This is a genomic window from Butyricimonas sp. (genome assembly GCF_019423355.1).
GTDB classification, from domain to species: domain Bacteria; phylum Bacteroidota; class Bacteroidia; order Bacteroidales; family Marinifilaceae; genus Butyricimonas; species Butyricimonas faecihominis.
The window spans coordinates 171823-191199 of record NZ_JAHZBP010000007.1 but is presented as its reverse complement, the minus strand read 5'-3'; the positions used below and the strand labels follow the sequence as shown (position 1 = coordinate 191199).

14 protein-coding genes and 1 pseudogene are annotated in these 19377 nt (G+C 40.4%); 2 read left to right on the top strand and 13 right to left on the bottom strand.

From position 1 onward, the window contains the following. Window positions 1-42: 42 nt before the first annotated feature. From QVC79_RS11450 to QVC79_RS11440, 3 genes are all read right to left on the bottom strand, one after another. Window positions 43-1179, bottom strand: coding sequence for a FecR family protein (locus tag QVC79_RS11450; RefSeq protein ID WP_151411710.1), 1137 nt, complete (start codon window positions 1177-1179; stop codon window positions 43-45). An 82-nt stretch (window positions 1180-1261) separates the two neighbouring features. After that, window positions 1262-1849, bottom strand: a complete 588-nt coding sequence (locus QVC79_RS11445) for an RNA polymerase sigma-70 factor (RefSeq protein WP_124318489.1) — start codon at window positions 1847-1849, stop codon at window positions 1262-1264. A gap of 270 nt (window positions 1850-2119) precedes the next feature. Beyond that, on the bottom strand, window positions 2120-2392 hold the full coding sequence (locus tag QVC79_RS11440; RefSeq protein WP_270594544.1) for a zinc ribbon domain-containing protein: 273 nt from the start codon (window positions 2390-2392) through the stop codon (window positions 2120-2122). A gap of 117 nt (window positions 2393-2509) precedes the next feature. On the opposite strand from QVC79_RS11440, the gene QVC79_RS11435 reads away from it, so the two are divergent. After that, window positions 2510-3547, top strand: coding sequence for a linear amide C-N hydrolase (locus QVC79_RS11435; protein ID WP_124316895.1), 1038 nt, complete (start codon window positions 2510-2512; stop codon window positions 3545-3547). A 50-nt stretch (window positions 3548-3597) separates the two neighbouring features. Here the strand turns inward: QVC79_RS11435 and QVC79_RS11430 are convergent. Further along, window positions 3598-3868, bottom strand: a pseudogene (locus QVC79_RS11430) (MBL fold metallo-hydrolase); the annotation flags it as partial. Between the two features lie 68 nt (window positions 3869-3936). Further along, window positions 3937-4899 carry a hypothetical protein gene (locus QVC79_RS11425; RefSeq protein ID WP_124316896.1) on the bottom strand — a complete coding sequence of 321 codons (963 nt, stop codon included), beginning with the start codon at window positions 4897-4899 and terminating at the stop codon, window positions 3937-3939. A 750-nt stretch (window positions 4900-5649) separates the two neighbouring features. Between QVC79_RS11425 and QVC79_RS11420 the strand changes: the two genes are divergently transcribed. Further along, window positions 5650-7083, top strand: a complete 1434-nt coding sequence (locus QVC79_RS11420) for a carbon starvation CstA family protein (RefSeq protein WP_124316897.1) — start codon at window positions 5650-5652, stop codon at window positions 7081-7083. Window positions 7084-7133: 50 nt separating this feature from the next. Here QVC79_RS11420 and QVC79_RS11415 read toward each other — a convergent pair whose 3' ends face one another. The 8 genes from QVC79_RS11415 to QVC79_RS11380 form a co-directional block, all read right to left on the bottom strand. Continuing rightward, window positions 7134-8357 (bottom strand): thioredoxin family protein, encoded by a 1224-nt coding sequence (locus QVC79_RS11415; protein WP_124316898.1) that lies wholly within the window; start codon window positions 8355-8357, stop codon window positions 7134-7136. Window positions 8358-8395: 38 nt separating this feature from the next. Next, window positions 8396-8890 (bottom strand): SRPBCC family protein, encoded by a 495-nt coding sequence (locus tag QVC79_RS11410; RefSeq protein ID WP_270594546.1) that lies wholly within the window; start codon window positions 8888-8890, stop codon window positions 8396-8398. 113 nt (window positions 8891-9003) lie between these two features. Further along, window positions 9004-10182: a TlpA disulfide reductase family protein gene (locus QVC79_RS11405; protein ID WP_124316900.1), complete on the bottom strand. Its 1179-nt coding sequence runs from the start codon at window positions 10180-10182 to the stop codon at window positions 9004-9006. Between the two features lie 44 nt (window positions 10183-10226). Further along, a complete protein-coding gene (locus QVC79_RS11400; protein ID WP_270594548.1) occupies window positions 10227-12098 on the bottom strand; it encodes a thioredoxin family protein in 1872 nt (623 codons plus the stop codon). Between the two features lie 54 nt (window positions 12099-12152). Beyond that, window positions 12153-13658, bottom strand: a complete 1506-nt coding sequence (locus tag QVC79_RS11395) for a PKD-like family lipoprotein (RefSeq protein WP_270594551.1) — start codon at window positions 13656-13658, stop codon at window positions 12153-12155. A gap of 22 nt (window positions 13659-13680) precedes the next feature. Next, complete coding sequence (locus QVC79_RS11390; RefSeq protein ID WP_124316754.1) at window positions 13681-14358, bottom strand: DUF4843 domain-containing protein; 678 nt, start codon at window positions 14356-14358, stop codon at window positions 13681-13683. An 11-nt stretch (window positions 14359-14369) separates the two neighbouring features. Continuing rightward, window positions 14370-15815, bottom strand: coding sequence for a RagB/SusD family nutrient uptake outer membrane protein (locus QVC79_RS11385; RefSeq protein WP_270594554.1), 1446 nt, complete (start codon window positions 15813-15815; stop codon window positions 14370-14372). A 28-nt stretch (window positions 15816-15843) separates the two neighbouring features. After that, complete coding sequence (locus QVC79_RS11380) at window positions 15844-19236, bottom strand: SusC/RagA family TonB-linked outer membrane protein (protein WP_270594556.1); 3393 nt, start codon at window positions 19234-19236, stop codon at window positions 15844-15846. Window positions 19237-19377: the final 141 nt, after the last annotated feature.

Sequence of the window (19377 nt, the reverse complement as noted above, 5' to 3'; positions counted from 1 at the left end):
TTCATCCAGGAAGCATGTTGGCGCAAGCTTCCTGTTTTATTTTCAATTTCTACTTATATCTTTTACCGTGAGAATCCGTCCCTTTAAATCTAAACTTATTTTCTTTGTTTTTTCTAATATATTAATCACCTCGTTTATCGAAGAACTTCGTTTAAACCAAGCGGAGAAGTGATAATCTTTTACCTGTTGATTCATATAAAACACGTCAACATCATACCAACGGGCAAGCTCTTCCATGATATTTTCCAAACGGCATTGCGTGAAACCAAACGCACCATGTCTCCAAGCCACTTGCTCTTCAACATTTACAACCCGTATCCGTATTTCATTATTTTCCAAAACAGCTTGTTGTCCCGGTCGTAACCTGTCTACCTTTCCCTTTCTCTCGATCTGTACTCCCCCTTCAACTAGCGTTGTCGCCAGACTCTCATTCGAATAATTCCGAACGTTAAATTGAGTACCTGTCACTCTCACATTATACTCGTTCATACGCACGATGAAAGGTTTTTCCACATCTTTAGCCACCTCAAAATAGGCTTCCCCCTCTAATTCAACCTGCCGTGTATTACCGGAAAATGTCACCGGATAACGAATGTGGCTATCGGAGTTTAACCAAACAATGGTACCATCAGCCAACACCAGCTTATATTCTCCCCCACGAGGGACAGTGACCGTGTTGTAAATAGTTTCTGTCTTCATGGTATCATTCATGATTTTATAAACCAATTCTTTATCCGGAAAATTTGAAATCACCATTCCTTTCTCGTTCACGTGAACGATCGTGTCCGCAAGCATTACTTGCTGACCAGAAGATAAGGTCAACACGGCTTGCTTTTTACCCGGTTGCACGGGCACTTCAGCATAAACCACTTTTTCCTGTTTATTTTCACGGATGAGAAGGAAAACCCCGAGACTCAAAGGTAATATCATAATAGCTGCGAATTTCAACAAAGTCCGTATCAGGGATATTTTACGTGCTGGACGAACTTGATTCCACGCCTTTCTCTTGTCAATTCTCTCCTTAACCTGAGAAGCGATGATGCCCGAACGAATCTTCAGTAAATCATTATAATATTCCCGGTTGGAAGAATTTTGATACCACTTGTCAAAAAAAGCACTTTCTTCTTCTGACAAATGTTCTTCCGAAAGCCGTTTTATTATTATTTCTTCTATATTCATTTTCTTTATTTCTGGCTGTTATACCCTAAAGACAGGAGAAGAAATAAAACGAGTGGCTCAAAAAAAATAAAAAAATTAAAGATTATTTATTCAAATACACTTTCCCCTTGAAATAGAGGGCAAAAAATAATACCGGAAAAGAAACTTCTCTACGCAATTCTTCTCGTAAGAAAGCGTAGGCTTTCTTCACATGATCCTTTACCGTGTTCAAAGAAATACCTAATAAATCTGCAATTTCAGCGTAGGATTTCGACTCGATCACACATAGTTCCAATACCATTTTACGCTTCTCCGGTAACTTATCCAACAATTTTCCTATATCTTCTATGAATTGTTCAGGATCTTCATCATCATCATCTTGTATTTCCTGCAACAAACAATATTGTTTATATTTATCCACCACTTGCTGATGTTCCAAATAATTTAAACAACGATTTTTCACAGATAGCAACAGATACCCCTCAAGGTTCTGGACACTTTTCAACTCCCCCCGTTTTTCCCACAAACGAACAAAAATCTCTTGCACAACATCTTCTGCTACAGCAAAATCATTTGTATAGAACGTCGCCTGCTGCACCATTCCAACATACAACAAATCAAACAAGGACTTAAATTCTTTTTCATCCCCATTTATTAAACGATCTTGATTTATTGGAACTTTTGATGTCATAAAATGAACGTTTAATAATAGCCTATTTTGGCGGCAGCGTTCACTTATGTAGGAATTTGTGCAACTTATAAATAATTAATTACCATAAGTTTGAATAATATTCGTTTTTGCGATTTTATTCGGAAGTTTTATATTATTAAACGTTCATTTAATGACACAAATATAAAACTTTATTCTTAGAATTTTCAGCCCACACAATAATAAGATTATACGCCATCCAGAATAGCAATGATAACTAATTATACATATCTAACTTTGCTCACAAGACAATCAATTTTTCCAACGCTTCAGCATGGGAAAGAATTTTTCCATCTCAGCACGAGCCTCTTCTCTCGTGTAAGGATGTTCCATATCTTTATTAAATTCATCAAGGAATTGCAGACAATGGTCAATCATCTCGTCCATCGCACAATCTTCAGTAAAAGCCCCGTCACGATAGCAATAAGAACAATATTCTCCATTCTTGGAACCATCAGCATTACGACCAAATTGTTCCTCTGCCGTCATCGGCATCCCGCAACTCTGACAAAATTTGTTTTCCATAATCTAGGTTTTAGGTTTTAAATTATAGCAAATATATGAATTTTATCATCTTGTATAACTTTTGAGGAACTTATTACACGCTCTATCCGTTTAATATATAAATCAAAAAGGATAGAAATGAAAACATTATTTATTGTAACATTATTGATAGCAGGAATGCTGACAACATACACTCAGGCTTGTACCCGTGTGGTATACCTAGGTAAAAACGGGATGGTCGTGACAGGCCGAACCATGGACTGGAAAGAAGATTTAAAATCCAATATTTACGTGTTCCCCAGAGGAATTGAAAGAGCGGGGGCGGACAAGGGGAACACGATTCATTGGAAATCAAAATATGGAAGTGTCATCACGGCGGGATACGACATCGGTACTTCCGACGGGATGAATGAAAAAGGTTTGGTCGCCAATCTCCTATACCTGACAGAATCCGATTATTACCGTCCAAACGACACCCGTCCGGCAATGGGGATCAGCATCTGGACGCAGTACGTGCTTGACAATTTTGCAACCGTGGATGAGGCCGTAAAAGAGTTAAGCAAAGAGACATTCCGGATAGACGCTCCGGATATGCCGAACGGGGCGAAATCAACTTTACACCTAGCCATTTCCGACGCATCGGGGAATAGTGCCATATTTGAGTACATCAAGGGAAAACTCATCATACACGAGGGGAAAGAATATCAGGTCATGACAAACTCTCCCTCTTACGAACAACAAATCACGCTAAATAATTACTGGCAACAAATCGGGGGCCTAGTGATGCTACCGGGGACCAACCGGGCAGTAGATCGTTTTGTCAGGGCATCATTTTACATCAATGTCATCCCACAAACCGACAATCAACGAGAGGCTGTAGCCGGAGTTTTTAGCGTTATACGAAACGTATCGGTTCCGCTTGGGATTTCTACCCCGGCTCAACCTAATATCTCTTCCACCCGCTGGAGAACGGTCGCAGACCAAAAAAATAAAGTATATTTCTTCGAATCCACGATCACGCCCAATGTATTCTGGATTAACATGAAAGATCTGGACTTTTCCGCGGGGGCACCTGTCAAGAAATTAAACCTCGCAAACGGAGAAACCTACGCTGGAAATGCTGCCAAGGATATGGTAAATAGTCCCTCGTTCAAATTCCTATTTGAAGTGATATAAAAGATTTGACAAGAGGGAGAATTCTAAGTCTTCTCCCTCTTATTTCCTTATCATTGCAACTGCCGGATTCGTACATCAATTCCCGCAACATCTTTCAAGGAAGATTTCAATTCTTCCACGTTCGTCTCCCCCGTAATGATAGGGGTAAAGGACATTAGGTTTTATCACCAGTGCCGCACGATCCGCTTGGGGAACCGTCATCGTGTAAGGTTGATTTACAAGCAGAAAAGCGATATCAATATCCTTCAAGTCTTGCATTTCCGGAATATCTTCAGTATCCCCAGCCACATACACTCTCGTTCCCCCGAACGTCTTTAAATGATAACAAGCATCAGATCGCAAATTTACGTCCGGCCTACATCCAAAGTTATGAGTTATTTCTCAATAAATTATAATGTCGAAACCAACTCCCGTTGTTTTCGAAAGAAATGAATACGTTGCAAATCACCACTTTCCGAGATCAAGGTAGAAAAACGCTTCAACGATGAAATCCAGTTTTTCACGCTATCAAACGTTTTGTCATCCAGAGAAGCCACAGAATTCAAGGTAAAAGCTTTTATTAATGTCAACTTACACTTCCGGGTTTGGACATACGAGTAGGTCGTGTCAAAATTAATATTGGATATGTAGAAACTGATCCTGTTCCCGTTATCGAATTTTCCCCGGGCGGCTAGTCGCTCCGTGTAATCCAAGAACTGATATAATTCCTCTTTCAATTCGCGTACATCATCATCAGAAATCAAATTCACACTCGAAAAATATTTGATGTCGTTAATCAGGTACACGAAGATCATGTTATCAAAGATGTAGCAAGAATCCTTTACCCGCTGGGTTTCTATAACAAAATTCTTTTGAATTTGTACCATCCGCTCCGGGAAAATAATCTCGTGCAATGGCTGCACGGCATTCAAACCGTCATGCTGGGCTTTCCACTTGAACAGGTAAAAACGAGTCAGGAATTTATATTTCAAATAAAGCGCCTGTGGAAGGATATTGGTAGACGAAGCCGCCTCGGAATAAGCATTCGGCTCAATCGAACGGAAAACATCCACAAAATTATCCATCATATCAAGATCAATTTCCAACGGGTTGATAAATTCCGTCAATTTCAACTGGAAGGGCCGACTTTTAGGCGAAACCGACTCCAAAATCCCGTCAATCGAGATATTCATTTCTTTAGAAATTTGCGCCGTTTCCAACAAGGTAAACGGGACATCCCCCCGTAGGCGCCGATAAATGGCCTCTTTGCCAATACACAACAAATTCCCTAAAACATTTGCCAAATTCTCTTCATGAGGAATCTTCTCCCGAATGGCTTTCAATAAATTATCATGTAAAACTTCCTGTTTCATTTTATCTCGTTCTATAATCATCAACTATAATCATAAACCTATCAAACTTCCACCATATTATCGAAAAACGCCTCAGGATTTTGCCGATCAGCATACTTTCGCCTTTGGATAGACATTTCGGACGAAAACATATTGGGATATTTTAATTTCCCCCGACTAAGATATGTTTTTTTCTAAATAAATGCAAATGTACTTCTTCTCTTCTGAGATAAAAAACTCAATTCTACGGAGAAAAATTTCCAAGATGAATTTGTAAAAAACAAGACCATTTTTCACTTAACAAAGCTCTCAGCGCTTTTTGTTTCAAAAATCGAACTGATGTATGTCAATATAAATCAACATTTTCAAAAATGGATACAAAAATCCATCTTCCCGATCTATTTAGAAAAGATCTACATAAATTTCCACCCGGATTTCTATCCGAATTCACAAAGCTCTGCCTAATTTTGTTACAAACAAACGTCTAATGAAAAACACATTAATTTACATAACAATGATTTGTTATATCATCTACGGCCACATCCAATTCCACATCCAGAAATAATCCGGAATGTCAGACAGGGAATCTGTTCCTATTTTTCCTGTAAAACGGATTATACCAATATCGTGTCCCTTGGCCGGGCGATCAGCTCCAGAGCAACCTCAACACCTACACACAGCCTGACTGATCGCCATTTCTTTTTTCATTTTCAAGAATTATAATATACTACATTTTTTATAACTTTGTGATCATGCAAAAATTCCAAGCAAATGCTAACATTTATTATCTCTATCGGTCTATTAATCGTTGCTTATTTTACCTACGGTAAATTTGTTGAACGATTTTTCGGAGCCTCATCCGCAATAGAGACTCCGGTCAAACGCCTAGCAGACGGCGTGGATTATCACGAGCTAAAACCTTGGCGCATTTTCGTTATCCAGTTTTTGAACATCGCAGGCCTAGGACCTATTTTCGGGGCCATACTAGGAGCGGCTTACGGTCCGATGGCTTACGTGTGGATCGTGATCGGTTGTATTTTCATGGGAGCGACTCACGACTATTTTTCCGGTATGCTTTCTATCCGCCACGACGGAACAAGCCTACCTGACATTGTCGGGAAATACCTTGGAAATAACGTGCGTAAATTCATGACATTTTTCACAGGATTCTTGTTATTGGCCGTGGGGGTCTCTTTCGTGAACGGACCGGCGGATTTACTCGGCAACTTGACAAACATGAGTATGACACCTTGGCTATATGTTATCTTTGCCTACTATATTCTTGCCACGTTGCTCCCCATCGATAAAATTATTGGAAAAATATACCCCTTCATGGGGCTGGCATTAATATTCATGGCTGTCGCGGTGGGCGGCTATTTACTTTACGGGGGATTCTCCGGAAAACTCTATCTCGAAGAATTAACCTTCGACACGATGAAAAATATGCACGCAGATCCGGCAAATAACATTCTTTTCCCGATGCTATTTATCGTGATCTCCTGTGGGGCCATTTCCGGGTTCCATGCCACGCAATCTCCCATGATGGCACGTTGTATGACAGATGAAAAATATGGGCGCCCCATCTTTTACGGAGCCATGATTTCAGAAGGAATCGTGGCCATGATCTGGGCTACCGCTGCCATGGCATACTTTGGAGGTGCGGAAGGCCTGAATGCCGCTGCCACGGCAGGAAAAACGCCTGCGATTATCGTGGATGCAATCTGCAATTCGTGGTTAGGACGTTTTGGCGCGATTATCGCTATTATCGGGGTTGTTGTTTGCCCGATTACATCCGGAGACACAGCATTCCGTAGTATGCGATTGATCATTGCTGACGCTTTAAAATTCAACCAAAAACCGATCAAGAATCGTCTTATCGTTTCTATCCCGATATTCATCATCGCCTATTTACTTTGTAACGTGGATTTCTCCACGATATGGAAATACGTGGGCATCGGGAACCAAGTGTTAGCCACCATCACGCTATGGACCGCAGCCACCTATTTGGCTAAAAAAGGAAAAGCTCATTGGATGATGTCTATCCCCGCCACGTTTTTAAGTATCGTATGTACGACCTATTTCTTGATAGCCCCTTACAAAGTGGGTGGCTTGTATCTTTCCCCTTCTATCAGTTACCCGATAGGAGCAATCGTGGGAATCGCTCTTTTCGTTCTGTTTATCACGAAAATTACTAGAAATAAATAAAACAAGGCCGCCCGTGCGTGGGCGGCCTTCATCACACAAAGAAAACATTATTAATTCATTCGAATAGCTCTAACTGCTTTTCCCCCACTTCTTTTCTCTCCCTCTGCATTATATTTCTCTTCTTCCATTTTCGCCTTATCCGCTCCAAGCGTATCCCCATTTTTGGTCAACAAGCGAGCTTTAGAATTCATCAAATTAGCTTTGGCAAAATAATCTTTTGTCTGGGTACATCTGGCATCGATCCAATCGATTCCCTCCTGCACGAGAGTCTTGTCGTCACAACCGGCTAACGCCTCGATATTATTTTGGAAATACATTTGCTCTTCACCATTCCTGAACACGTTGTACTTGAATGCCTCACGCATACTATTCAACATTCCTTTATAATCACCTTTCCGAACATACTCGGCGGTGTATAAACTAGCCAAAGCTCCCGGGATAAAAGCATAATCCAAAGACTGAAGTAATTTAATCAACTCGCCATTTCTAGCCTCGTCAAACTCCCCGTTTCCCGGACGCCAATACGTAATTTCAGCCACGGCTCCCTTGATCGAATTTTCCAATTTATAGTCAACCACCTCTTTACCGGCCACTTCATAGAAACGTCCAATATTCGCAATCACTTGACGTATAGGCTTTGATAATGGATCGCTCACGTTCTTTTTGATCAACTCCCAATTATCCTTGGTCACAATCTCATCATCCGACAAGGCATTCAAATATTCAGCGGCAACAGCCCCTTGTTTTTCCTGCATGTAAGCAGAGGATAACGCCGTCAAATAACGACTTAATAAATCCGTATTCCGCTCCCCAGCCTCGTATCGCTTCGTCAAGCCTCTCAAATTATTTTGTGGATCTTTCGCAATCTTCCCACCTTCCATTAACCATTCGGCGGAACCGGCCCCAACCATCTTATGAACCACCTGCTGCGTGTTCGGGTCCACGAAAACCAAAGTTGGGAAGGCCTTCACTTCAAATTTATCTTTCAACATCACACCATCCGCATCCTTTTCCATATCATACTTCACGTTCACGAAATCCGCATTAAACTGATTCCCCACGTCCTCACGGGTAAATACCTGTGATGACAACATCTTACAAGGCCCGCACCAAGAAGTGTAACAATCGATAAATATCAACTTTTTCTCTTTCTTAGCCTTTTTCAAAACTTTCTTCCATTCTTTCGTCTGTTCGAAAGTAATCCCCTTGCTTTGAGCCTCTGCGCCCCAAACAATCCCGGCCATCAAAACGATTAATACAAATAATTTCTTCATTACATAAAACTTTAATTGAACATCCTCTCGTAATATCACTATTTAAATTTCTTCTGCAAGCTGGCAATAATCGTGTCGAACTCCTCGGTCATTCCTTTCTTGAATTCTGGCGAAAGTTCGTCAAACCCATTGTAAACAGACAACACGACCTCACATTTTTTGTCTCCTTTGGGATGAACTTCAAAAGCATAAACCCACTGTTTATCGCCCGTGTAATCCGATCGGGTAACAAAATAACAAATCTTGAAGACATCATAATCAATCACGCTGATATATTGACTCCTTTTTTTACCATCTTTCCCAGTCAACTCAATTTTAGCATTCAAAGCCTTCTCCTCGCAAGTAAATTCCTTCACGCCCGAAAACTTCTTGTAATTTGCCGGCTCCGAGATGTAATCCCACACTTTTTGAGCAGATGCTTTCAACACAATCTTTTTCTCGATAGCAGGCGGTATTTTCTTCGCTGCCGTCATTTGTGCCGAAGCCAATCCGGACATGCAACACATCAATACAAAACAAAGTAATATTCTCATTTCCTTTACCATTATATATTCTAAAAGAAGTAGGGAGATGCATGCAAAGAACTGTGTGATAAGAAGAAGCATTTACTCCCAACCTTACACGCCATCCCCCTGCCCCTTTTTTACTACATTCCCATAGCGGGCATCGCCACGCTCTTCTTTTTACCACTAAGTAATTCCTCTAGCTTATCCGTCAATGCCTTTCCCCGCAAATTCTTTGCCACGATTTTCCCCTCCTTGTCCAAAACCAAAATATAAGGGATTCCCGAGAACTGGTATTGTTTCATCACGTCTTTTCCAGCCTTCGGAGCCTGCGCTTGAGTCCAAGGCATATTCTCTTCCTTCATGGCTTTTCTCCAAGCAGCATCATCTTTATCAATCGAAACACTAAAGAATGCCACACCCTTGTTGCTATACTCTTTATAAGCCTCTTTCAAGTGAGGAATTTCAGCCCGGCAAGGTCCACACCAAGAAGCCCAGAAATCAAGCACAAGAATCTTTCCTTTAAAATCCTGAGGTCCTAACTTTTTCTTTCCATCAGGAGTAGGGAATGAAAATTCCGGAGCAACTTTCCCTTCAGCTAAACGCTCTTTTTGAGCTTTCGCTTCTGCCATTTCTGCCTTATATTTCAAAAGAGGAGCATAATTCGGATTCTTACTTTCCAAACGAGACAATACTTGTTGCACCAACTCCTCGTTTTCCTCACCCCTCAAAGACGGCAACACAGCTAACACGCTATTCCGGTCAGCATAATGCTCTGCCAAAAATCTCATTCTCGCTCTCGATTCATTGCCCAACATATCGTAAAACTTACCGGAAACTTCCTGCTTTGCCTGATCATCAATCCCCGGAATACGATATACTCCTTGAGAGATACCAATCATTAACTGGTATCCTCGGTATCCATCCCAGTTCATTAAATTCATGACCTCATTGTTCGGTCCACCTTTAATATACACGTAAGGCGGGTTCTTTATTTTTATCTTAGCCGTGTCCTCTCCCCTGAAATTAATTTCCAAATCCTCGTCCTCTGCCCAGAATTGTACAGATTGCCACTTTTGACAGTCCAACGTGTAAACACCCGGTTTATCCACCTTCATTTTGAATTCGTATGTCCCGTCATCTTTCACCTTGCATGAATCGATAATCGTCTTGTCGAATCCTTGCCGTTCAACAATTTCCATATTGAACCGATTATAAGGGAACTTCACTTTTCCCTTGATCGTAATCGTCTTTTGAGCGAAAACACTACTTGTACTAACCATCATACAAGCGAATAACAATAATCTTAAAATCTTTCTCATATTATCTCATTATTAATTCATTAAATTTCGAACAACAACATACCCTATTGTTTAAGCTCTTCTGCCAGTTTTTCAAAATAGGTACGAAAAGACATCATATTCCCTTTCCCTTCGGTCTCTCTTTTAGCAGATGTAGCCGCAGCCTCATCAAACCACCGAGCAGCCCGTAACCGTAATGTTTTATCTTTACAATTTTGAGTCAATCGCAATCCCCAGTTATATAAAATCAAATCGGAAACTTTACCTTTCTTTAGCTGTACTTCCCCCAAATCAATATATGTTTTCCAATCCTTTAATTTTTCTGCATTTAACATACGGGCACTTGTAGCAATACTTTCCCATCCCTCTACTTTCGATTTTTTCATCCATTTCACATAACGATCAAAACCTTTCTTATCCAGAACCATTTCTCCGTTTTTCTCATGGACAAACTTATTGGCACCGATGGACCATACCGCAGATAATTTACGTTTTACCGGTTGTTCCCCGTAACGAGAGATAAACTCTGACTGATTAGCATAAACATATTGAAACAGATCACTACTTACATCATTGACGAACTTGACAAATATATTCCAATAAGCCTCTTCATTCAATTTTCCTCGATCCAACGTGGCAAAATAATTTAGGCTCACCTGTTGAGCTTCCTCGCCCAGATTTGCCATATCAAGCACATTTAAATAAGTTTCAATAAACTCCGGCTCCCTATTCCCGCATGCATATTCATGTTGCATAAACGCTAACCCCTTACCATTCAAAGCAACATTTCCTTGTTCCAACAACTCTTTCACGTTCATTCCACCAACCACACAATGCACCATTGCTCCTTCCGTATTGATAAAATTTAATGTCGGGTAGGCCTTCACGTGATATCGGTCTTTCAGCTCTTTTCCTTCCCCTTTCTCCATGTCGACTTTCACGTTAATAAATTTCTCGTTAAAAAAAACTGCCACTTCAGGATCGACAAATGTTGTCTGAGCCATCTGTTTACAAGGGCCACACCAAGACGTATAGCAATCCATGAAAATCAATTTATTTTCCTGACGGGCTTTTTCCAATGCCTGATTCCAGTTTCCCTCGAAAAATTCAATCCCTTTTGCCTTTTTTAAAGCCTCCTGCCCATAAGCAATAAAAGGTTCTGCCTCTGTATAACCTCCTGCCAAATGTACCAATTTCCCATCACCATTCACGAAAACAAAAGCAGGATATCCCCTAGTCCCATACTTTTCTGCTAACTCCTTTTCTTTCCCAAAATCTAATTTCAAATTGATAAAATGTTCGTTATAAAAATCAGCCACCTTATCCAAAGAAAAAACATTTTTCACCATCATTACACATGGTTGACAATAGGCTGTATAAGCATCAATAAAAATCAACTTATTCTCCTTCTTCGCTTTTACCAACGCTTCTTTATACCCAATCTCTTCAAAAATAATAGAACGTTTATTACTTCTCTTCACTTCTGCCGCCTTTACCGCTTTTTGACCGGTTTCCAAGAAAGCTTCCGGCTTCTTAGCCAAAATAAAAGGACTAATAACTCCAAGAATATCCCCATTAGGCATAAAAAAACCATATGTCGGGAACATATTCATCACTAATTTAGGAGCAAATGCTTTACCAGCTTCTGACCCCATATCAATATGAATAGCGATAATATTTTGATCACAGAAATCCCGAATCCCTGAAGAAGAAAATAATTTACGTTCAGCGGCCTCTCTACTTTTTTGATCTTCCAGAGTACGAGCCTGCATCATTGCATCAACCAAAATAATTTTACCTTCTTTTTGCGCCAAATCAGCAGCTTGTTCCCAAGTCAGATCCCGAAAAACAGACTTATATTTTTGAGCGTTTACAGGCGATACAAAACCCATTAACAGACAAACGATAACACCACTTATTAAATTCAATTTTTTCATGTCCCTCATATCTAAGGGTTATGCGAAGATAAGTCCGCATAACCCCATATCCTTTTATCTATAATACATATCTTTTATGATATTGAAACCTGTATATTCCACAGGTGAACTCTCCGCAACACCGGACATTTCATTGAATACAACTTTATAAACCTTACCTTCATTCCCCTTTTGAGTTGCTACAAATAAAATTTTCCCGTTAAAGGTCGCATCCGAAACGTTCGTATACATTTTAATCTGAACAATCTTCTCTCCTTCACCTACAGTCATAAATTCCGAGGCACTTTCACTTCCATAGCGCCAAGCATACACTTTTGAATCTGTCGCATAGAACATGAAATTTCCCCGTGTTCCAAAAGCATAATATTTCGATACCCCCATATCCTTCAATCCATTCAAATTATCACTGGTCAAAGCCACAGGATCCGTCTCCACGAAACTAGCACGGAACAAATAAGGTTCTCCCGAATCCTCTTTTCTCATTACCATACAAGTTTCCCCGTCTTTCCCTTCTCCCATACATACAAACTTCAATGCCGGGTCGATCGCTCCCGTATTAAAAGCCCCTCCAGTAGACACGGGAGCCGTTATCGAGCCCCAAGTTCCAACCGTGATAAAACGATTATTTTTCGTGTCAAACAAGGCAGCACTATTTGCACTTCCATTTATGCGTATCGGGGCTATTGCCGGGGCTGCAGTATAATCATCCACACCGGAAGCTGCCACGAATTGAGTTTGCCCCATCATACGGTAAGCCACGGTATATATCTTATAATTATTCACAAGGACCTCAACATTTCCACCATATATATCATAATGCTCCGCTTGGGGATTAATCTGGTCTAAAGTAACGGTAGAGCTAAACAAATCAGTATAACTATCCGCTTTTTCTTTATACGTCGACATATCCAAGATATAAGCTCCGGCATCAGAATAAACATACAAATTAGCACGGGAACTAAAAGGACAGATTGCCATAAAACGTGCATTCTCCATCTTTTTTCCTTCATTATTAAATGAAAAGTAATCTTTTACGATCCGACCATCACCTCCATCAACAATATCTTTATCCCGAATCACCTGAATATCGGCCTTTCCACTAGCATTTTCATCCAGAACCATCCAACCACTAATGGCTGAAATTATAAACTCGAACTTTTGTTCTGTCAACGCTCCGGTTACTTTGTTCCTCACTTTATAAACCAACCAGTATTCCCGGGGCGTATTTATAACCTTATATTCCAGATTCTGAGTCATTGCCAATGTATCGGCCTGTTCGTAATGTCCCGATTGTCCGGCAGGATTTTTGGGATAGCGGAACCAAATAAATTCATAATCAGAAGCCGAAGTTCCCGCCTTGAATTCTACCTCAGGAGTTAGGCGAATAACATCATTCTCTAGACAAACCAGTTTATCTCCATTATCAGTTACGCCGGGAATAGCCTTAATCACAGCCTCCCCGATTTCTTTATAATCGTAATTTCCCTTATCGTCAAAACAGGATGAAAACAATCCTAACGACAACAATAAAGAAAACAAAATGTATCTATATGTATTCATACTATTCGTTTTTCATGATTAATCAATAACCCGGACCAAATTTCATCACTTTCCCATCATCATCAAGCCGAGGATCTGTTTCCAGAATCTTGTTAAACTTATTCATTAAATCCATATAACCAGAACCAAAACTACCTTGGTAAGGCCCTAGATCCAATGTACCCAGTTGTTCAAAAACGAATGCATATTTTGCTTGAGTACATTTCCCTAGCCAATATTCAGCGGCCCAACCGGAAGGATCAATCCATTTCGTGGGATAACCGAGCATTAACTTTACCAACAACTCATCATTCACCCCTCCAACAAAATCCCCACTCGGATCCACCACCAAATCAAACATCAGCGGTTCCATCGTCAACCCCTCACGATAGGCTTTACATTCAATGATCGTATCCAATCTCCCCGCTTCAATAATCACCTCCATCGGCATATCGAAATTAGTCCCGGCCACCGCCGTATGTCCTTTTCCGAAAGCAAGCTTTAACACACGATCCCGATCGGAGACCTCTCCTTGCACGGCGAACTCTATTTTGAATGTTTTCTCTTCGTTCGTCTCGTTACTTACAAAAGTCCCATCCCCATCCACAGTCATATTAATAGCAACAGGCCCCGTGTAAAATTTAATTTCATCTTCTTGACAGGACATGAATAATCCCGAAAAAAGAAAACCCAATATACTCGTAATTAATATCCTTTTCATAGTTCTGATCTTTATTGTTCACGCTGACCTAAATCAATCTCATCATCTGGCATCGGAAGTACATAAACAGCATTTGCGGTGGCAATTATACTTGTGTTCATACGCTTATGGTAGAAAAATACTTGACCTTCACCTATAAATTCACGATAATACTCTCGCCCCAATTCTTCCTGTAATTGATCTTTATCCAGATTTTCCAATTTCATCAATCCGCGATGAACACGAAGAGTATTCAACATTTCCAATGCCTCTCCGATATTAGACTCCTTCAATGCCTCTGCGGCAATGTAATACATCTCGGCAATCCGGATAGCTGGCATTCGATTCCGTTTCGAGGTCACGTAACCTTGTCCTTGAACGTAGGCCTTATCCATTTGCCAGAATTTCGTCAACACGTTAGCGAACCCGCTATAAGTCTCGTAAAGAGCCGTACGATAATCATCCGCCTCGTAAAGTTCTCCCGGCATCAAGCGCTCCATAAGAGGAAGCGATGCTTCCCTAAAATATCCTTTTATATACTCTTCTAACTTCGTCGTATTAAAAGCAAAAAGATGCTCGGAAGAGAACGTTCTATCCCGTAAGTTTGCTTCTGTCGTCGTAATATCTGCCGTTTTTACCCAAGGAAATAATCCTTTCTGCTGTTGGGCTAAAATAACCTCATTAGCTGCACCATAAGCCGCCGTTACATCCTTAGCGTACAAACAAATACGAGCTTTTAATCCCAACACGGCATAATAATTCAAATGGAAATTCCGATTAGCTAAATACCCATTATCCACACCAGACACATCCTCTCCGGTAAGAATAGGATCCGATTTCAACAATTCCAAAGCAGCTTCCACGTCTTTCAAGGCATATTCCACAAACTTGGTTGGAGTCAATTGAGGTGCGATCGCCGGTTTCGCCTCCAACACGTAAGGGATGGCCACCTTAGCTTCTGCGCTAAAATCATACGGAGCAAATAAACGCAATAAATCAAAATGCATATATGCTCTCAAAGCCAAAGCCTCTCCACGCACTACTCCATAATAATCACCCAATACTTCCCGTTTCAAATCGGAATATTGAATCAAAGTATTAACATTAGCAATACCCTCGTACATTTTATTCCAAACAGCATCAATCAGAGCTTTAGACACAACCTGCTCGTAATTATAATTTAACAAATAACTATAAGCACTATATTGGTTACCCAAGTCTGACCCACTGCCCCATTCTTGTCCTAAAACACCAACCATTCCAAATGTCATTTCACGCCCGTACAATTCTGTCTGGGACATACCAATGTAGACTCCGGCTAAAGCAGATTTAAAACCATCCAGTGTTGAGAATAGTTTATCAGCCTCCTCTTCCGTCTTGGGCTTCACCTCCAACCAGTCATTACATGAAGTCGTGCAAAATAACGCAAGCATCACCGCACACACGACTCGTAAACGATATATATTTTTCTTCATCATAACTTCTTATTTTATCACCATTATCAAATTAGAATGTTGCTTGCAAAGAGAATGAACATGAACGTGCAAACGGATATTCAATACCTCTTTCAGCCTTTATCGTAGAGGTCCTGAAAACATCATTCATATAAAATTGCAATTTCAATCTTTCAATTCCAGTCTTTTTCAAGAATCCCCAATAGCGGAAGTCATATCCCACGTTCAAAGAGGTCATTTGCAATTCACGCACATCCTGCACAAAACGAGAGGTCGGACGAGTCAAAGCTGCATAAGGATCAAATTTCCTAAATTTAGCCGGGACCCCGGGAGTCGTCCAACGATCTGTCAGCATACGTTTGTCAACATTATACTGAATATCCACGTTTTCCACCTTATCCACCAATGTCTGGTTATAATACTGACCACCCAATTTATAATAGAATGAAGTGTTCACACTAAAACCTTTATATTCAAAATTAAAACCAAACGTTCCACTTAATTTCGGTTGCTTATCCCCGACAACAACTTGGTTATCAGATTTCCAACCATACGTCATTTTGCCCTCCCGATCAAGGAAGACCTCATATCCTGTAGCCGGATCGATCCCCAATGAACGTACTGCCCAGATGGCATCCATAGACTGCCCTTCTTCATAACGCACTGAAGGTTTCGTTATATCCGAATTATCTTCCAAGTTCGGATTTCCACCTCCACCATTTGCCTTATCCTCATCCCTGCTTTTATTCATCAATGACAAAGCATCTGAAATTTTCGTGATTCTATTTTTATTATGCATTCCAGAGACGAAAACTGACAGATACATATCCTGATCCGTATCTTTTAATACACGGTAATTTACCTTAAATTCAAGTCCTTTATTTTTTGTTTCCCCTAAATTTTCCGTGTAGCTAGTAAAGCCGGCTGAAGGAGGTAAAGATACGGGAGTCAACAAATTCTTCGTATTTTTGACATAGTAATCGAAAGTGATATCCAAAGCATCAAATAAAGTCAAATCCATCCCGATGTTATTATCTTGAGTCTTTTGCCATTGCAAATCAGGATTAGCTAATCCCATCAAGTAAGAACCGATAATATTATCATAGATCTCGTTATAATATTTATAAGTTGCTATCGCTTGATAAGAATTAAAATTCTGAGAACCGGAATACCCCGTTGAAGCCCGGAAACGCAATTGATTAAGCGCACTCACATTTTCCATGAAATGCTCTTTATGCACATTCCACCCGATACCGGCTGACCAAAAATGTCCCCATCTCTTGTCATTACCAAACAAAGAAGAAGCATTAGCTCGATAAGTCGCATCAAACAAATAACGATTGTCATAGGAGTAGTTCGTGGAGATCAAAAAACTTGCCTCACGAGACAAGGACTCAGAACCCGTCGGACCACCTTCTGCATATTCTTTAGCATGAGTAATATAGTCCATCTTATCATTAGCAAATCCACGAGCTTTAAATTCAACGTAATTATATTTTCGCTCGCTAAAACTCCATTGTGTGTTGGCAAAGATCACATTCTTACCGAAATCCCGCGAATAGTTTGCCGACAAGTCTGCGTTATACTCGAAATTTTTCCCATTTCCCATCGTGTAAGAACCTCTTTCAAAATATTCTTCTGAATCCGGATCCACATCTTTAAACATCGTGTGGTCACGCGGATAAAAAATCTCAGAATCATCCTTTTTACTGATTATCCCTAAACGACCTTTTAGCCTCATACCTTGAAATGCCAACCACTCGATATAAAAATTATTGGTTACATCCGTATACGTACTTTCATTTTTCGTATTTATATCCGCATTCGTCAACGGATTGTAAATTGGTTTTGTCCCTTGGAAATTAGCCTTCTCATAATCACCTAAAATCTCTTTCACGGAACCATCATCATTATAAGCTCTCCAATAAGGATTCAACTTGGCATACTCGGAAAACGTCCCATAAGGAGATTCTTTCGCTTTGTTAAAAGTGACAGATAATTGCTCAGAAAAGATCAAACTCTTGTAACGATACTGCATATTAAAACCAACAGAAATCACTTCACGACTAGATCCTTTCATTACTCCGGCAACATTGTTATATTGAAAATCAATCCCGTAACGAACAGCATCATCCCCACCTTCAAGTAACAACGTATGCTTGTGACCTACCCCTACCCGTAACGGTTTATTCAACCAATACGTGTTCACTCCCCGTAGAACTTCTTTATAATAAGCCTCGTATTTCTCATCATATCCTTGCTGAGTAATTGGATTCCCGTATTTATCCGTATAAACACCTGCTCTTTTCTCAATTTCTAATTTCTCGGCCGCATTCGCCAAATTATAACTGCCCAAATCTGGAATTTGAATATTTAAGTTCCCAGAATAAGACACTCGCATTTTTCCTTTCTCCGGCACCACAGTCTCTATAACCACAACGCCATTCGCTCCTTTAGAACCGTATAATGCTTTTGCCGTTGCATCTTTCAACAGCGTTATAGAAGCTACCCGGTTCATATCCATATCCATCACCTTCTCTATTGACTGCTCGAAACCGTCAACAATAAATAAAGGTTGATTCGGATTAGTCTGGTATTTATCCTTCATATCCGTGAAACTGGAGGCTCCACGCATTTGAATTTCCGGGGCTCTATTAGGGTCAGAACCGAAATCATTATTTTCTAATACTTGAAATGCCGGATCTATATTTTTCAGTGACTGTAGGATGTTCTGATTACCAACTCGCTGTAATTCCTCTTTTTTAATTGTTGTTACAGCACCCGTATAACTATCAGCCTTCCGAGTAAAAATACCGGTAACCACAACCTCCTGCATTTCCGTCACGGAAGGGGCCAACGTCACGTCAATCTTGCTTTGGCCTTTATAAGCAACTTCTTGAGGCTCCATACCGACAAAAGAAAAAACAAGAACCATATCTTTCGAAAGGGGTACCGTCAAGGCATATTTCCCGTCGATATCCGTCGTTCCTCCCAACGTGGTTCCCTTGATCATAACGGTCACTCCCGGCAACGTCTCGCCCTTCTGATCTTTCACCACTCCGGATAAGGTCACCCGTTCAATCTTCTCGGCCTTCACGGCTGCTTTGCGAATAATAACAACTTGATTACTGGTTAATTCATATTCTAACCCGGTGCCTTCCAGACACTGTTTCAACGCTGCATCAAGCGTTGCATTCTTAATCACGTAATCTTTCCGTTGCACGTGTTTCACGTCATCATTACTGAACATGAAACTCAATTTTGTCTGGCGCTTGATCTCGTCAAATACTTCTGACAACGAAGCATTCTTCATGTCAAGATTCACCCGATCCGTGTTCTGTTGCGCGAATGAAAACGATACTGAAACCAGTACAATCTTCACCGATAGTAGTAAATGGCATAGCCACCGGGGAATAACCCGGAAACACTTGCGTTCTTTTTTCATAAAGGTAATTTGTTTGATTTTACATTAGTCTGTTTTTCTCTTTTTCGTGTCTTTCTGTTTGCGGCAGAAATACTTAGCTTTTCCTTTTTTCTTTTAATTAAATTCCATAACTTTGTACTTAGATTTTACATTAGTCTGTTA

Bases quoted from the DNA above. Each gene is read 5' to 3' on its own strand.
- QVC79_RS11450 (WP_151411710.1), bottom strand. From the start codon at position 1,179: ATGAATATAGAAGAAATAATAATAAAACGGCTTTCGGAAGAACATTTG.
- QVC79_RS11445 (WP_124318489.1), bottom strand. From the start codon at position 1,849: ATGACATCAAAAGTTCCAATAAATCAAGATCGTTTAATAAATGGGGAT.
- QVC79_RS11440 (WP_270594544.1), bottom strand. From the start codon at position 2,392: ATGGAAAACAAATTTTGTCAGAGTTGCGGGATGCCGATGACGGCAGAG.
- QVC79_RS11435 (WP_124316895.1), top strand. From the start codon at position 2,510: ATGAAAACATTATTTATTGTAACATTATTGATAGCAGGAATGCTGACA.
- QVC79_RS11425 (WP_124316896.1), bottom strand. From the start codon at position 4,899: ATGAAACAGGAAGTTTTACATGATAATTTATTGAAAGCCATTCGGGAG.
- QVC79_RS11420 (WP_124316897.1), top strand. From the start codon at position 5,650: ATGCTAACATTTATTATCTCTATCGGTCTATTAATCGTTGCTTATTTT.
- QVC79_RS11415 (WP_124316898.1), bottom strand. From the start codon at position 8,357: ATGAAGAAATTATTTGTATTAATCGTTTTGATGGCCGGGATTGTTTGG.
- QVC79_RS11410 (WP_270594546.1), bottom strand. From the start codon at position 8,890: ATGAGAATATTACTTTGTTTTGTATTGATGTGTTGCATGTCCGGATTG.
- QVC79_RS11405 (WP_124316900.1), bottom strand. From the start codon at position 10,182: ATGAGAAAGATTTTAAGATTATTGTTATTCGCTTGTATGATGGTTAGT.
- QVC79_RS11400 (WP_270594548.1), bottom strand. From the start codon at position 12,098: ATGAAAAAATTGAATTTAATAAGTGGTGTTATCGTTTGTCTGTTAATG.
- QVC79_RS11395 (WP_270594551.1), bottom strand. From the start codon at position 13,658: ATGAATACATATAGATACATTTTGTTTTCTTTATTGTTGTCGTTAGGA.
- QVC79_RS11390 (WP_124316754.1), bottom strand. From the start codon at position 14,358: ATGAAAAGGATATTAATTACGAGTATATTGGGTTTTCTTTTTTCGGGA.
- QVC79_RS11385 (WP_270594554.1), bottom strand. From the start codon at position 15,815: ATGATGAAGAAAAATATATATCGTTTACGAGTCGTGTGTGCGGTGATG.
- QVC79_RS11380 (WP_270594556.1), bottom strand. From the start codon at position 19,236: ATGAAAAAAGAACGCAAGTGTTTCCGGGTTATTCCCCGGTGGCTATGC.